The 13,075-nt window shown below is 41.4% G+C and carries 19 protein-coding genes and 1 other RNA gene; 17 read left to right on the forward strand and 3 right to left on the reverse strand.

What is annotated here, in order from left to right; all coding sequences use genetic code 11:
• Nucleotides 1-552, forward strand: a complete 552-nt coding sequence (gene acrIIA6 / locus M1F65_RS07580; protein WP_247925739.1) for an anti-CRISPR protein AcrIIA6 — start codon at nucleotides 1-3, stop codon at nucleotides 550-552.
• A 607-nt stretch (nucleotides 553-1,159) separates the two neighbouring features.
• Here the strand turns inward: acrIIA6 and M1F65_RS07585 are convergent.
• Nucleotides 1,160-1,339, reverse strand: a complete 180-nt coding sequence (locus M1F65_RS07585; protein ID WP_084881505.1) for a helix-turn-helix domain-containing protein — start codon at nucleotides 1,337-1,339, stop codon at nucleotides 1,160-1,162.
• A gap of 142 nt (nucleotides 1,340-1,481) precedes the next feature.
• Nucleotides 1,482-1,631 (reverse strand): hypothetical protein, encoded by a 150-nt coding sequence (locus tag M1F65_RS07590; RefSeq protein WP_173390505.1) that lies wholly within the window; start codon nucleotides 1,629-1,631, stop codon nucleotides 1,482-1,484.
• A 280-nt stretch (nucleotides 1,632-1,911) separates the two neighbouring features.
• On the opposite strand from M1F65_RS07590, the gene tadA reads away from it, so the two are divergent.
• From tadA to M1F65_RS07635, 9 genes are all read left to right on the forward strand, one after another.
• Nucleotides 1,912-2,379, forward strand: a complete 468-nt coding sequence (gene tadA / locus M1F65_RS07595; protein ID WP_001110101.1) for a tRNA adenosine(34) deaminase TadA — start codon at nucleotides 1,912-1,914, stop codon at nucleotides 2,377-2,379.
• A 32-nt stretch (nucleotides 2,380-2,411) separates the two neighbouring features.
• Nucleotides 2,412-2,509, forward strand: an RNA gene (gene ffs, locus M1F65_RS07600) — signal recognition particle sRNA small type.
• A 58-nt stretch (nucleotides 2,510-2,567) separates the two neighbouring features.
• Nucleotides 2,568-3,011, forward strand: coding sequence for a dUTP diphosphatase (locus M1F65_RS07605; protein ID WP_000701998.1), 444 nt, complete (start codon nucleotides 2,568-2,570; stop codon nucleotides 3,009-3,011).
• Nucleotide 3,012: 1 nt separating this feature from the next.
• Nucleotides 3,013-3,552 (forward strand): histidine phosphatase family protein, encoded by a 540-nt coding sequence (locus M1F65_RS07610; RefSeq protein ID WP_000691252.1) that lies wholly within the window; start codon nucleotides 3,013-3,015, stop codon nucleotides 3,550-3,552.
• Nucleotides 3,553-3,568: 16 nt separating this feature from the next.
• Nucleotides 3,569-4,057: a hypothetical protein gene (locus tag M1F65_RS07615; RefSeq protein WP_247925740.1), complete on the forward strand. Its 489-nt coding sequence runs from the start codon at nucleotides 3,569-3,571 to the stop codon at nucleotides 4,055-4,057.
• Nucleotides 4,058-4,097: 40 nt separating this feature from the next.
• On the forward strand, nucleotides 4,098-5,462 hold the full coding sequence (gene radA, locus M1F65_RS07620; RefSeq protein WP_180830322.1) for a DNA repair protein RadA: 1,365 nt from the start codon (nucleotides 4,098-4,100) through the stop codon (nucleotides 5,460-5,462).
• 72 nt (nucleotides 5,463-5,534) lie between these two features.
• Nucleotides 5,535-6,029 (forward strand): beta-class carbonic anhydrase, encoded by a 495-nt coding sequence (locus M1F65_RS07625; protein WP_025171793.1) that lies wholly within the window; start codon nucleotides 5,535-5,537, stop codon nucleotides 6,027-6,029.
• 213 nt (nucleotides 6,030-6,242) lie between these two features.
• A complete protein-coding gene (locus M1F65_RS07630; protein ID WP_000010174.1) occupies nucleotides 6,243-7,211 on the forward strand; it encodes a ribose-phosphate diphosphokinase in 969 nt (322 codons plus the stop codon).
• A 119-nt stretch (nucleotides 7,212-7,330) separates the two neighbouring features.
• The gene (locus M1F65_RS07635; RefSeq protein WP_000076504.1) at nucleotides 7,331-7,768 is read left to right on the forward strand and encodes a CoA-binding protein; all 438 of its coding nucleotides are present in this window, start codon (nucleotides 7,331-7,333) and stop codon (nucleotides 7,766-7,768) included.
• Between the two features lie 29 nt (nucleotides 7,769-7,797).
• On the opposite strand, the gene M1F65_RS07640 is transcribed toward M1F65_RS07635, so the two are convergent.
• Nucleotides 7,798-8,808 (reverse strand): YeiH family protein, encoded by a 1,011-nt coding sequence (locus tag M1F65_RS07640; protein ID WP_247925741.1) that lies wholly within the window; start codon nucleotides 8,806-8,808, stop codon nucleotides 7,798-7,800.
• Nucleotides 8,809-8,959: 151 nt separating this feature from the next.
• Here M1F65_RS07640 and M1F65_RS07645 point away from each other — a divergent pair, with 151 nt between their 5' ends.
• The 7 genes from M1F65_RS07645 to M1F65_RS07675 all read left to right on the forward strand — a co-directional run bounded on the left by M1F65_RS07645 (nucleotide 8,960) and on the right by M1F65_RS07675 (nucleotide 13,066).
• Nucleotides 8,960-10,129, forward strand: a complete 1,170-nt coding sequence (locus M1F65_RS07645) for a pyridoxal phosphate-dependent aminotransferase (RefSeq protein ID WP_247925742.1) — start codon at nucleotides 8,960-8,962, stop codon at nucleotides 10,127-10,129.
• Complete coding sequence (gene recO, locus M1F65_RS07650) at nucleotides 10,126-10,896, forward strand: DNA repair protein RecO (RefSeq protein ID WP_247925743.1); 771 nt, start codon at nucleotides 10,126-10,128, stop codon at nucleotides 10,894-10,896. Before M1F65_RS07645 ends, recO begins: the two co-directional genes overlap by 4 nt.
• Complete coding sequence (gene plsX / locus M1F65_RS07655; protein ID WP_042901917.1) at nucleotides 10,893-11,885, forward strand: phosphate acyltransferase PlsX; 993 nt, start codon at nucleotides 10,893-10,895, stop codon at nucleotides 11,883-11,885. Before recO ends, plsX begins: the two co-directional genes overlap by 4 nt.
• 5 nt (nucleotides 11,886-11,890) lie before the next feature.
• Nucleotides 11,891-12,127, forward strand: a complete 237-nt coding sequence (locus M1F65_RS07660; protein ID WP_000136435.1) for an acyl carrier protein — start codon at nucleotides 11,891-11,893, stop codon at nucleotides 12,125-12,127.
• A gap of 439 nt (nucleotides 12,128-12,566) precedes the next feature.
• Nucleotides 12,567-12,710, forward strand: a complete 144-nt coding sequence (locus M1F65_RS07665; RefSeq protein WP_042901918.1) for a class IIb bacteriocin, lactobin A/cerein 7B family — start codon at nucleotides 12,567-12,569, stop codon at nucleotides 12,708-12,710.
• Between the two features lie 17 nt (nucleotides 12,711-12,727).
• Nucleotides 12,728-12,877, forward strand: coding sequence for a class IIb bacteriocin, lactobin A/cerein 7B family (locus tag M1F65_RS07670; protein ID WP_001052546.1), 150 nt, complete (start codon nucleotides 12,728-12,730; stop codon nucleotides 12,875-12,877).
• A 12-nt stretch (nucleotides 12,878-12,889) separates the two neighbouring features.
• Entirely contained in the window at nucleotides 12,890-13,066 is a 177-nt protein-coding gene (locus tag M1F65_RS07675) for a hypothetical protein (protein WP_000793177.1), read from the forward strand.
• Nucleotides 13,067-13,075: the final 9 nt, after the last annotated feature.

Consider the following 13,075-nt stretch of genomic DNA (forward strand, 5'->3'; position numbering starts at 1 on the left):
ATGGAAATTAACAACGACATCAAAGATCTAATTTTGGAATATGTAGGACGATACTTCCGATATGAAAATGATTTCTATAAGTTACCAGGTATCAAGTTCACTGATGCTAACTGGCAGAGATTTAAGAGTGGTGAGACATCTATTGAGAAGATGGGCGCTGCAAGAGTGAATGCAATGCTTGATCGCTTATTTGAAGATTTTGAATTGGCTATGATTGGCAAGGCTCAAAATAACTACTATCTAAATAATTCTCTTAAAATGAACATGACATTTCACGCTTACTATGACCAGTTCAAGAAACAACAACTTCTAAAATGGCTTAAGGATAGTAGAGAGGACATCGTTGGTGGTGCAGGCCGCATATATACTGCTGATGGGAATTGGATATGTAGCGCTTATTTGAAAGTAGCCTTAGAGAGTACCAGTCTAGGAGATGGGTCATATATGCTTCAAATGCGATTCAAGAACTATTCTCGTGACCCAAGACCGATTCCTGCAGGGCGTCAAAATCGACTTGAATGGATTGAGAAGAACTTGGAGAATATTCGATGAGAGAGGACATAATTGGGCAGAGGTTTAATCGTCTTGTCGTCATAGAAGATGACGGGACGAGGTCTTCTAAAGGAGAAATTAAATGGCTCTGTCAATGCGATTGTGGTAATCTATATCACGCCCTCAGATATAGATTAAAAAACGGTCTAACTAAATCTTGTGGATGCCTTAATGACGAGAAGAAGCGTGAGCGGTTCAAAGACCTTTCAGGAACCGAAACGTATAACTTCAAGATTATTGACAGAGCATATTCTAAGAATCAGCGCGTATGGTGGAATTGTATCTGCAAGCATTGTGGTCAGAGTGTGATTCTCAATAATAATCTAATCAGCCATCAGACCTCTTGTGGATGCAGACGTGGAGCATCTAAGGGCTATATGGACTCTATTCGAAATCCAGAGAGTCGAAAATCCACGAAACCAACCGTTAGGAGTAGTACTGGTGTTCGAGGTGTCTATTTTAATAAGAGGAAGAAGAGATATCAAGTATTCATCAATGTTGATAAGAAGCCAAAGTATTTAGGCAGCACCTCATCTCTTGAAGAAGCTACGAAAATGCGCCGTGAAGCAGAAAACGAATATGGATATAAATAAAGCAGTGACCGAAATCACTGCTTATCAGCTGTAGCAAATTCATAGAGCTTTTCTGCCGTTAGAAGCGCCATTTTGTCCATGCTTGTTTTTCCTTTTCGGAGGTCAGAAACAGTAGTCCAAGGAACTCCAGCGCCTTGCGAAATAGCAGATGTAGACATCGGGCTGTCTAATAATTCTTGAATAATTTTTCTCATACTTATTTGTCCTTTTTATTTTTTAGATAAATATATACATTGACTGCAATTATAAAAATAGCTATTGCACTAACCATTGCTTTTCCTCTTTTCATTTGATAAAATAGAGGTGTGAGGGGCTTTCGCCCCCACCTCTTAGCGTTTACCTTTTTCTTTTGCGGGATTCGGGTTTACGCTTTTTGTTTTGCCTTGCGACTGTTATTGCAGTCACCAGACTTGCTATAGCAGTTACCGTTTCAGGGATATTATCTATCGCCTTTTCAAGTAACCTAAGCCAATCTTCTTTGTTCAACTTCCTCACCTCCTTTCCTTATCTTGATTATATTATATCACGGTACACCGAGAAAGTCAAGCGTTTTGATGAAGTTTTTTTAAATTTTTTCAAAAAAAATAGACCTTGTCCAGAGGTCGGGGAGTTGGAGGGGACACCCTCCAAAAGCATTGATTTAATAAGATTTTATTTTACCTTTTTCATAATAATCTCCCTATTAAGTCACCGAATTCGGTGGCTTTTTTTGTGTTGAGAATCATGATATAATAATAAAATCGACAAGTAGGAAAAGAGAAGAACGATGAATTATACAGTTGAAGAAAAAGAAGCCTTTATGAGAGAGGCTTTGAGAGAGGCTGAGATTGCCTTAGAACACGATGAAATTCCAATTGGTTGTGTGATTGTCAAGGATGGAGAAATCATTGGTAGGGGGCATAATGCGCGCGAGGAGTTGCAACGGGCGGTCATGCATGCAGAAATCATGGCTATAGAGAATGCGAATGTGAGTGAAGAGAGTTGGCGACTGCTTGATTGTACGCTTTTTGTGACCATTGAGCCTTGTGTTATGTGTAGTGGTGCGATTGGGCTTGCCCGTATTCCAAACGTAGTTTACGGGGCTAAAAACCAGAAATTTGGTGCAGCTGGGAGCTTGTACGACATTTTGACAGATGAGCGTCTCAATCATCGTGTAGAGGTAGAAACGGGAATTTTGGAAGATGACTGTGCAGCGATTATGCAGGACTTTTTCCGAAATCGACGGAAAAAATAATTTCTCTTTAAAAATAGAGGGGAATGTGGTATAATAACTAGTGGAGCAACAGTTCTGCGTGAAGCGGGTCAGGGGAGGAATCCAGCAGCCCTAAGCGATGTGAATTGTGTGCTCTTTTTTCGTGCTTTTTTCGAATAAATAAGATAAAATAGCCTAGAATAAAAGATTAAATTAAAAAGAGGAATAATATGAAAATTCGTGGTTTTGAATTAGTTTCTAGTTTTACAGATGAAACTTTGTTACCTAAACGTGAGACAGCGCATGCAGCTGGCTACGACTTAAAGGTTGCGGTGCGTACGGTTATCGCTCCAGGAGAGATTGTTCTCGTCCCAACGGGTGTTAAGGCTTATATGCAGCCGACTGAGGTGCTCTATCTTTATGACCGTTCATCAAATCCTCGTAAAAAAGGTTTGGTCTTGATCAACTCTGTTGGCGTTATTGATGGAGACTATTATGGTAATCCTGGGAATGAGGGGCATATCTTTGCTCAGATGAAGAATATCACAGATCAAGAAGTTGTTCTTGAAGTTGGAGAACGTGTAGTTCAGGCTGTCTTTGCACCATTTTTAATCGCGGATGGAGATGAAGCAGCTGGCGTGCGGACTGGTGGATTTGGATCGACTGGACACTAAGATGAAGATTATCTTTGTACGTCACGGGGAACCAGATTATAGTATGCTTGATAAACTTGAAAATTCGCAACTATATAGTGGTTTTGGTCGTGATTTAGCACCATTGACAGGAAAAGGTCGCAGTCTGGCAAAAGAAGTTGCTAAAACTACATGTTTTGGAAAGGCAGAGATTATTATTTCATCGTCTGTGACGAGGGCTTTAGAAACAGCCCATTATATAGCAGTTGAAACAGGATTGGACTTATTTGTGGAGCCGTTTTTTCATGAGTGGCGTCCAGACTTAGATGGCACTAACTCTGATTTAACTAGTGTATTGGTAGCTCATGAATATTATCTAAAACATCAAGGAGGTTTATCTGAAGATTCTCCTTATCGCTATGAAACAGATCTAGAGATGCGTCATCGTTTTTTAAAAGCTTTGGAAAAATATAAAAATTATAAAACTATTATCATTGTAACTCACGGAATGCTCATGCGCCAATTTGTACCAGACGAGAAGATTGATTTTTGCCAAGTGATCGAGTGTGAGATAGAGATATAGAAAGAAGTAAAATGAAATGAGCTATAGAGATTTTCAAGCTTTTACCGCTGAGAATTGTCAAGGGTATAAGAAAGTCTATAATATCAATATTGGAGGATTTCTTTACTTAGCTTTTCTTCCGGAAGCCTATTATAAAATTCTTTGTATTTCTTCAGAATATATGTCAATAATTGACTGTGAAAATGATCAGGTAACTCCTGTAGATGGGGATTATGATGAGACGGAATTAGTAGCCATGTATGAGGGCTGTGATTCTCCCATTTCTATTGCGGGACAATATGGTGGAAGTCTCCCTTTGGACAATGGGGAAGATATCCGAGTGACAATGGAAAAAGATCAATCTGGGAAGTATCCGATTTTAACCATTTTTTGGGAAAAGGATAAAGAAACTAGGGTACAAATTTATAAAGGTTATTTACCGTATATTTTTGGTTTTAGTCCGGATGGAGAGTATTATGCTTATGCAGATGATGGCGGATTGACTGTTTTAAAGAAAGATAGTTGATAGCGTGAAAAACAAGAAATTTTAAAATGAGAGGATTAGAATTATCGCAAAGAAAAAAGCGACATTTGTATGTCAAAATTGTGGGTATAATTCCCCAAAATATCTAGGGCGCTGTCCAAACTGTGGAGCTTGGTCTTCTTTTGTAGAAGAGGTTGAGGTTGCCGAGGTCAAGAATGCGCGTGTGTCCTTGACAGGTGAGAAAACCAAGCCCATGAAACTGGCTGAGGTGACTTCCATCAATGTCAATCGAACCAAGACGGAGATGGAGGAATTCAACCGTGTGCTTGGAGGCGGAGTGGTACCAGGAAGTCTCGTCCTCATCGGTGGGGATCCTGGGATTGGGAAATCAACCCTTCTCCTACAAGTTTCAACTCAGCTGTCCCAAGTAGGGACTGTTCTCTATGTCAGTGGGGAAGAGTCTGCCCAGCAGATTAAACTCCGTGCAGAGCGCTTGGGGGATATTGATAGTGAGTTTTATCTCTATGCAGAGACCAATATGCAGAGTGTTCGATCTGAGGTGGAGCGCATCCAACCAGATTTTCTCATCATCGACTCTATCCAGACGATTATGTCTCCTGAGATTTCAGGGGTGCAAGGGTCTGTGTCTCAGGTGCGTGAGGTGACCGCTGAGCTTATGCAGCTGGCTAAGACCAATAACATTGCTATCTTTATCGTAGGACATGTGACTAAGGAAGGAACCTTGGCAGGTCCGCGTATGCTGGAGCATATGGTGGATACGGTGCTTTACTTTGAAGGGGAACGCCACCATACCTTCCGAATCTTACGAGCGGTCAAAAACCGTTTTGGGTCCACTAATGAGATTGGGATTTTTGAGATGCAGTCGGGCGGATTGGTTGAGGTACTCAATCCGAGTCAAGTTTTCCTAGAGGAGCGTTTGGATGGGGCTACTGGCTCGTCAATCGTTGTGACCATGGAAGGGACCCGTCCGATTTTGGCGGAGGTTCAGGCTTTGGTAACACCAACCATGTTTGGAAATGCTAAACGTACGACGACTGGACTTGATTTCAATCGTGCAAGTCTGATTATGGCTGTTTTGGAAAAACGAGCAGGGCTTCTCTTGCAAAACCAGGATGCCTATCTCAAATCTGCTGGTGGTGTAAAATTGGATGAGCCTGCCATTGACTTGGCTGTTGCAGTGGCTATTGCCTCTAGTTACAAGGACAAGCCTACCAATCCTCAGGAATGTTTTGTGGGTGAACTGGGCTTGACCGGAGAAATTCGGCGCGTGAATCGCATCGAACAACGCATCAATGAAGCGGAAAAATTGGGCTTTACCAAGATTTATGTACCCAAGAATTCCTTGACAGGAATCACTCCACCCAAGGAAATTGAAGTCATTGGTGTGACGACTATTCAGGAAGTTTTGAAAAAGGTCTTTGCATAATCCGTGACAAATCCTCTTAAAAATGATAAGATAGGAGAAATATTTGATTATCAAATTTTTGAGGAGGGAATCGTGTCGTATTTTGAACAGTTTATGCAAGCCAATCAGGCTTATGTTGCCCTACATGGGCAGTTAAATCTGCCACTTAAACCCAAAACCAGAGTAGCTATCGTGACCTGTATGGACTCACGTCTACACGTTGCGCAAGCTCTAGGTTTGGCCCTTGGGGATGCTCATATCTTGCGGAATGCGGGTGGTCGAGTAACTGAGGACATGATTCGTTCACTGGTGATTTCCCAGCAACAAATGGGGACAAGAGAAATCGTGGTGCTTCACCATACAGACTGTGGAGCTCAAACCTTTCAAAATGAAAGTTTTCATGAATATTTGAAACACGAGCTCGGAGTTGATGTATCTAATCAAGATTTTTTACCATTCCAGGATGTTGAAGAGAGTGTGAGAGAGGATATGCAATTGCTTAGAGAGTCTCCACTGATTCCTGATGATGTGGTTATTTCAGGTGCTGTCTATGATGTGGATACAGGAAGTATGAGAGAAGTATACTAACTTTGTCTCGAAAAAATCTCACCCTAGCATAAAATCGATTGTTAAAATGTAGAATTTTTAGTTTTAATATAGCTAATATAAAATAGCATAAAACAAGGGTATAAATGTTTACTCTTGTTTTATTTTTGATTGAAAAATAAAGGAAAAAGCGCTACAATGGTAGATGGAAAATGTTGTGTAAAAACAAGTGATACATAAATACCGGAGGAAATCATGTCTTTTTCTGATTTAAAGCTGTTTGCCCTTTCTTCTAATAGAGAATTGGCAGAGCGTGTGGCGCAAGAAATTGGGATAGAGTTGGGGAAATCGACTGTTCGCCAATTTTCAGATGGGGAGATTCAGGTCAACATTGAAGAATCAATCCGTGGAAAACACGTCTTTATCCTACAATCAACTAGTTCACCTGTAAATGATAATTTACTTGAAATTTTGATTATGGTGGACGCATTGAAGCGCGCCAGTGCAGAATCTGTCAATGTTGTTATGCCTTACTATGGCTATGCACGTCAGGATAGAAAAGCGCGCGCGCGTGAGCCAATCACAGCAAAACTCGTTGCAAACATGCTAGAAGTTGCTGGAGTGGATCGTTTGTTGACGATTGATTTGCACGCTGCACAGATTCAGGGATTCTTTGATATTCCTGTAGATCACTTGATGGGTGCTCCATTGATTGCGGACTACTTTGAACGTCGTGGCATGGTTGGCTCTGACTACGTGGTTGTCAGCCCAGACCATGGTGGGGTGACTCGTGCTCGTAAATTGGCAGAGTTTTTGAAAACTCCGATTGCGATTATTGACAAACGCCGTAGTGTAGACAAGATGAATACCAGTGAAGTTATGAACATCATTGGTAAGGTAGAAGGTAAGACTTGTATCTTGATTGACGATATGATCGATACAGCTGGAACTATTTGTCATGCGGCGGATGCTCTTGCTGAAGCAGGTGCTGTTGAAGTTTATGCAAGCTGTACGCACCCAGTTCTTTCAGGGCCAGCTATGGACAATATCCAAAAATCAGCTATTAAGAAATTGGTTGTTTTGGATACCATCTACCTACCAGAAGAGCGTTTGATTGATAAGATTGAACAAATTTCGATTGCTCATCTTCTAGGCGATGCTATTATCCGTATCCACGAAAAACGTCCTCTTTCTCCTCTATTTTGTATTGAGAAAAAGATTTAATCTTTCACTTGAAGTAGACAGAACTCCTAGCAGGTTTCTTTTCTTGCTAGGAGATTTTTATAGTCAAAATCTGCAAGCCTTTTCAAAATATGCTATACTGAGAAAAAAGGAGGATTTCTATGAGTCAAGAATTTATCAATCCAAGTGATGGTGTGGTACGTCAGTATCTTGCAACCAGTAAAACGTTAGCGGTAGTAGGCTTGTCCGATCGTGAAGAAACAACTAGCAATCGAGTGACTAAGGAAATGCAGGCTCGGGGCTATAAAATCATTCCAGTCAATCCCAAGGCTGCAGGTGGGGAAATTTTGGGAGAGAAGGCTTATGCGAGTCTAGCTGAGATTCCTTTTCCTGTGGACATTGTCAATGTATACCGACGGAGCGAGTTTTTACCAGATGTGGCGCGTGATTTTCTCAAGGCAGATGCCAAGATTTTCTGGGCGCAATTAGGACTTGAAAATCTAGAAGCGGAAGAAATCTTACGTGCTGGAGGATGCGATGACATCGTGATGAATCGCTGTATTAAGAGAGAACATACTCGCTTAATTCTTGAGCAATAAAAAGGTAGCCTACTGGCTACCTTTTTGTATTATAAAGTACCAATCAATGCTTGCATGCCAAGACTGGTAAGGATGATGGCAATCCAGCAAAGGGCTCCAAGAAGAATGGATTTACCGCTGGATTTGACCATGGCTACTAGATTGGTTTTGAGACCGATGGCACTCATGGCCATGATGATAAGGAATTTGGAGAGTTGTTTGAGAGGGGTGAAGAAGCTACTAGACACGCCGAGAGAGGTGAGAAGAGTCGTTAAGAGAGAGGCTAGGATGAAATAAAGGATAAAAAGTGGGAAGACTTTTTTTAGTTGGAAACCCTGGCTATTTTTTTGTTGGCGACTTTGCCAGTAGGAGAGAAAGAGCGTGATGGGGATAATAGCCAGAGTTCGTGTGAGTTTAACAATGGTTGCAGACTCAAGGGTATTGGTTTGGTAAAGACTGTCCCAGGCACTGGCGGTAGCCGTTACAGAAGAAGTATCGTTGACTGCAGTTCCTGCAAAGAGGGCAAAACCTTCATTGGATAGGTGAAGCCAGGTTCCTAGCGTTGGAAAGATAAGTGCTGCTAAGACATTGAAGAAAAAGATAACGGAGATGGCTTGGGCGACTTCTTTTTCCTTGGCATGGATAACGGGTGCTGTTGCAGCAATGGCAGAACCACCACAGATAGAAGAACCCACTCCAATCAAGGTAGCCAGTTTCGTGTCTAGCGCAAAGAAACGCTGGAAGAGGTAGGCAACGATTAAGGAAATCGAAATGGTGGAAAGGATGACGGGGAGTGAAGTTTGTCCAACTGCAAAGACTTGCGAGATATTGAGACCAAAACCGAGTAAGATAACGGCATACTGGAGTAATTTCTTGGAACTAAAGGTCAAACCTGCGTCTAGTTGTTTGTAAGGTGAGAGCCAGGGGTGGAGGAGCATTCCAGCAAAAATTGCAAAGACAGGTGCACCCACGACGGGGAAAAATCCTCCCAGGCACCAAGATACGATAGAAATGAGAAGGCAGGCCAAGATTCCTGCTCCATTTTTTGATAAAAATGACATATAAACCTCCGAAAATAAGCACTTATTATTATAGTCCTGTCGAGAAGAAAAGTAAAACAGAAAGTGAAAAATGCGGGTTTCAGATGGATTTTGCGGTCAGGGAGCTTTTGTAGTATAATAGTACTATGTTCTGTAAGCAAGGGGGATATCTATGGACTTAACCAAACGCTTTAATAAACAGTTAGACAAGATTCAAGTTTCCTTGATTCGCCAGTTTGACCAGGCAATTTCAGAGATTCCTGGGGTCTTGCGTTTGACCTTGGGGGAACCTGATTTTACAACGCCAGATCATATCAAGGAGGCAGCCAAGCGAGCCATTGACCAGAACCAATCCTACTATACAGGGATGAGCGGTTTACTGACCTTGCGCCAGGCTGCTAGCGACTTTGTAAAAGAAAAATACCAGCTAGATTATAATCCTGAAAATGAAATTTTGGTTACAATTGGGGCGACAGAGGCTTTATCTGCTACTTTGACGGCTATTTTGGAAGAGGGGGACAAGGTGCTCTTGCCAGCTCCTGCCTATCCAGGCTATGAACCGATTGTCAATCTGGTTGGGGCAGAGATTGTCGAGATTGATACAACTGAAAATGGTTTTGTCTTGACTCCTGAGATGTTGGAAAAGGCCATTTTGGAGCAAGGGGACAAGCTCAAAGCAGTTATTCTCAACTATCCAGCCAATCCGACAGGAATTACCTATAGTCGGGAGCAGTTGGAAGCCTTGGCAGACGTTTTACGCAAGTATGAGATTTTTGTTGTCTGTGATGAGGTTTACTCAGAATTAAACTATACAGGCGAAGCCCATGTATCTCTGGGAACTATGCTGAGAGACCAGGCTATTATTATTAATGGCTTGTCTAAATCGCATGCTATGACTGGTTGGCGTTTAGGCTTTATCTTTGCTCCTGCAGCTTTCACAGCTCAGTTAATCAAGAGTCACCAGTACTTGGTAACTGCCGCAAATACCATGGCTCAGCATGCTGCGGTGGAGGCTTTGACCGCTGGTAAAAACGACGCAGAGCCTATGAAAAAGGAATACATCCAGCGTCGAGATTATATCATCGAAAAGATGACTGCTCTTGGTTTTGAGATTATCAAACCAGATGGGGCCTTCTATATCTTTGCTAAGATTCCAGCGGGCTACAATCAAGACTCCTTTGCTTTTCTGAAGGATTTTGCCTATAAGAAGGCCGTTGCCTTTATCCCTGGTGCCGCCTTTGGACGTTACGGAGAAGGCTATGTGCGTCTGTCCTATGCAGCCAGCATGGAAACGATCAGAGAGGCCATGAAACGACTTGAGGAGTACATGAGAGAAGCATGATTCAGTCTATCACGAGTCAAGGTCTCGTACTCTACAATCGTAACTTTCGTGAGGATGACAAGCTAGTCAAAATTTTTACCGAGCAGGCGGGCAAGCGTATGTTTTTCGTCAAACACGCTGGCCAGTCCAAACTAGCTCCTGTTATTCAGCCTTTGGTGTTGGCACGATTTCTCTTGCGCATCAATGATGATGGGCTTAGCTACATCGAGGACTACCATGAGGTGATGACCTTTCCAAAGATTAATAGTGATCTCTTTGTCATGGCCTATGCTACCTATGTGGCAGCTCTTGCAGATGCTAGTTTGCAGGATAATCAGCAGGATGCTCCCTTGTTTGCTTTCTTGAGGAAGACTCTGGAGTTGATGGAAGCAGGGATAGATTATCAGGTCTTAACCAATATTTTTGAAATTCAAATCTTGACTCGATTTGGAATCAGCCTTAATTTTAATGAGTGTGTCTTTTGCCATCGGGTCGGTCAGGCCTTTGACTTTTCTTTTAAATATGGAGCCTGCATCTGTCCAGACCATTATCATGAAGATGAGAGACGTTGTCATCTAAATCCCAATATCCCTTATCTGCTCAATCAATTTCAAGCCATTAATTTTGAAACCTTGGAGACCATTTCGCTTAAGGCCGAAATCAAGCAAGACTTACGCCAATTTATGGATCAACTCTACGAAGAGTACGTTGGGATTCACCTAAAATCGAAGAAATTTATTGATTCCCTAGCAGACTGGGGACAATTACTAAAAGAGGAAGACAAATGAAAAAAATCGCAGTAGATGCTATGGGGGGCGATTATGCACCTCAAGCCATCGTTGAGGGTGTCAACCAAGCCCTTACTGACTTTTCAGATATTGAGGTTCAACTCTATGGAGATAAAAGTAAGATCAAGCAATATCTAACAGCGACAGAGCGTGTCAGCATTATCCATACGGATGAGAAAATCAACTCAGACGATGAGCCGACGAAAGCTATCCGTAAGAAGAAAAATGCCAGCATGGTATTAGCAGCTAAGGCTGTTAAAGAGGGAGAAGCAGACGCTGTCCTCTCTGCTGGTAACACAGGTGCCTTGTTGGCTGCAGGATTCTTTATCGTGGGTCGTATCAAAAATATCGATCGTCCAGGACTCATGTCGACCTTGCCGACCATCGATGGAAAAGGGTTTGACATGCTAGACCTTGGGGCCAATGCAGAAAATACAGCCCATCATCTTCACCAATACGCTGTCCTAGGTTCCTTCTATGCGAAAAATGTTCGTGGGATTTCGAAACCACGTGTTGGTTTGCTCAACAATGGAACAGAAAGCAGCAAGGGAGATCCGCTTCGTAAGGAAACATACGACTTGTTAGTAGCTGATGAAAGTTTGAACTTTGTCGGAAACGTGGAAGCGCGTGATCTGATGAATGGCGTTGCGGATGTTGTCGTAACAGATGGTTTCACGGGAAACGCTGTTCTCAAATCCATCGAAGGTACAGCTTTGGGAATCATGGGCTTACTTAAAAATGCTATTACGGGTGGTGGCCTTCGAGCGAAGCTAGGTGCTCTACTTCTCAAGGATAGTCTTAAGGGGTTGAAGACACAGCTCAACTATTCAGATGTTGGAGGGGCAGTTTTGTTTGGTGTCAAGGCGCCAGTTGTAAAAACTCATGGCTCAAGTGATGCCAAGGCTGTGTACAGTACGATTCGTCAGATTCGTACCATGCTAGAAACAGACGTAGTTGCTCAAACTGCGCGTGAATTTTCAGGAGAATAAAAAAGATGACAGAAAAAGAAATTTTTGACCGTATTGTAACCATTATCCAAGAGCGACAGGGAGAAGACTTTGCCGTAACAGAGGCTTTGAGTTTGAAAGACGATCTAGATGCGGACTCAGTGGATTTGATGGAGTTTGTCTTGACACTAGAAGATGAATTTGGTATCGAAATCACTGATGAGGAAATCGATCAACTTCAAAGTGTAGCGGATGTAGTAGCGATTATTAAAGATAAAAAATAGCCAAAAGCAACATGCAAGTCATGTTGTTTTTTATTTGCAGAAAAAGAGAAACTTTTAGTAGAAATTGCGAATAAAGAGATGAGAAAGAAAAAGGAGGAACATTTATGTATGTGACTGGTTTTTATCCGTGGTTCATTAAGTGGTTTTTAAAATAAAAATGAATAAGTTGTTTATTTTCGAATTGTTTTTCGAATGGATAGGTAAGGAAAAAGGGAAGGAGATTACGCGATGTATTTACCAATCTTATTGCCATGGTTGATCAAATGGTATTTAAAATAAATGAAATTTACCTGTTCATTTTAAATTACTTCTCGAATAGATAAGTGAGAAGAAAAGAAAGGAGAGAAGAAAATGATTTCAGTAATTTACCCAATCTGGCTATTTAAGTGGCTTAGAGGTTAAAGATTAGATATATAGAAAAATATAGAGGAGAAGAAAGATGACAAACTTTGACAAAATGGAACAGAACTTTGTAGCTCTTACAGAAGAAGAGTTGATGGATGTGGATGGGGGCTCGGTTACCGCTGTAGTTGTAGGAGGTGTCTTACTAATTGGTGGTATTGCTTGGGGCTATTTTATGTAATAATAAGGAGAGAAAAAATGAATTTAAATAAATGGACAGAATTGACAGAAGAAGAATTGATGAATACAGAAGGTGGCTTAATTACCATAGCCATGATTGCTGGAGGAGTAGCAATTTTCCTTGGTGGTCGATTAATTGGTCAAGATTTAAAACGTAAATTTGGATAAAAGTAGACTTGTATGAAAAATCTAAAAAATGTAATGGGAGCAGTTCTAATTATTTTTGGAGTGCTTTGCATATTGGGAGATTTAAATGTAATCACCTTTAATGTTGAAAAATATTTCCAAACAGAATTAGTTGTTCCGATCCTTATTTTGATGATGAGTTACTTGGATTTAGCTAAAGACAAGGTTTAAAGAGAACTA

Origin of the sequence: Streptococcus oralis (assembly GCF_023109195.1) — a bacterium.
GTDB classification, from domain to species: Bacteria; Bacillota; Bacilli; order Lactobacillales; family Streptococcaceae; genus Streptococcus; species Streptococcus oralis_BV.

Bases quoted from the DNA above. Each gene is read 5' to 3' on its own strand.
- M1F65_RS07585 (WP_084881505.1), bottom strand. From the start codon at position 1,339: ATGAGAAAAATTATTCAAGAATTATTAGACAGCCCGATGTCTACATCT.
- M1F65_RS07645 (WP_247925742.1), top strand. From the start codon at position 8,960: ATGGACTTAACCAAACGCTTTAATAAACAGTTAGACAAGATTCAAGTT.
- M1F65_RS07635 (WP_000076504.1), top strand. From the start codon at position 7,331: ATGAGTCAAGAATTTATCAATCCAAGTGATGGTGTGGTACGTCAGTAT.
- M1F65_RS07660 (WP_000136435.1), top strand. From the start codon at position 11,891: ATGACAGAAAAAGAAATTTTTGACCGTATTGTAACCATTATCCAAGAG.
- M1F65_RS07610 (WP_000691252.1), top strand. From the start codon at position 3,013: ATGAAGATTATCTTTGTACGTCACGGGGAACCAGATTATAGTATGCTT.
- M1F65_RS07665 (WP_042901918.1), top strand. From the start codon at position 12,567: ATGACAAACTTTGACAAAATGGAACAGAACTTTGTAGCTCTTACAGAA.
- M1F65_RS07675 (WP_000793177.1), top strand. From the start codon at position 12,890: ATGAAAAATCTAAAAAATGTAATGGGAGCAGTTCTAATTATTTTTGGA.
- M1F65_RS07640 (WP_247925741.1), bottom strand. From the start codon at position 8,808: ATGTCATTTTTATCAAAAAATGGAGCAGGAATCTTGGCCTGCCTTCTC.
- M1F65_RS07615 (WP_247925740.1), top strand. From the start codon at position 3,569: ATGAGCTATAGAGATTTTCAAGCTTTTACCGCTGAGAATTGTCAAGGG.
- M1F65_RS07670 (WP_001052546.1), top strand. From the start codon at position 12,728: ATGAATTTAAATAAATGGACAGAATTGACAGAAGAAGAATTGATGAAT.
- M1F65_RS07630 (WP_000010174.1), top strand. From the start codon at position 6,243: ATGTCTTTTTCTGATTTAAAGCTGTTTGCCCTTTCTTCTAATAGAGAA.
- plsX (WP_042901917.1), top strand. From the start codon at position 10,893: ATGAAAAAAATCGCAGTAGATGCTATGGGGGGCGATTATGCACCTCAA.
- tadA (WP_001110101.1), top strand. From the start codon at position 1,912: ATGAATTATACAGTTGAAGAAAAAGAAGCCTTTATGAGAGAGGCTTTG.
- M1F65_RS07605 (WP_000701998.1), top strand. From the start codon at position 2,568: ATGAAAATTCGTGGTTTTGAATTAGTTTCTAGTTTTACAGATGAAACT.
- recO (WP_247925743.1), top strand. From the start codon at position 10,126: ATGATTCAGTCTATCACGAGTCAAGGTCTCGTACTCTACAATCGTAAC.
- acrIIA6 (WP_247925739.1), top strand. From the start codon at position 1: ATGGAAATTAACAACGACATCAAAGATCTAATTTTGGAATATGTAGGA.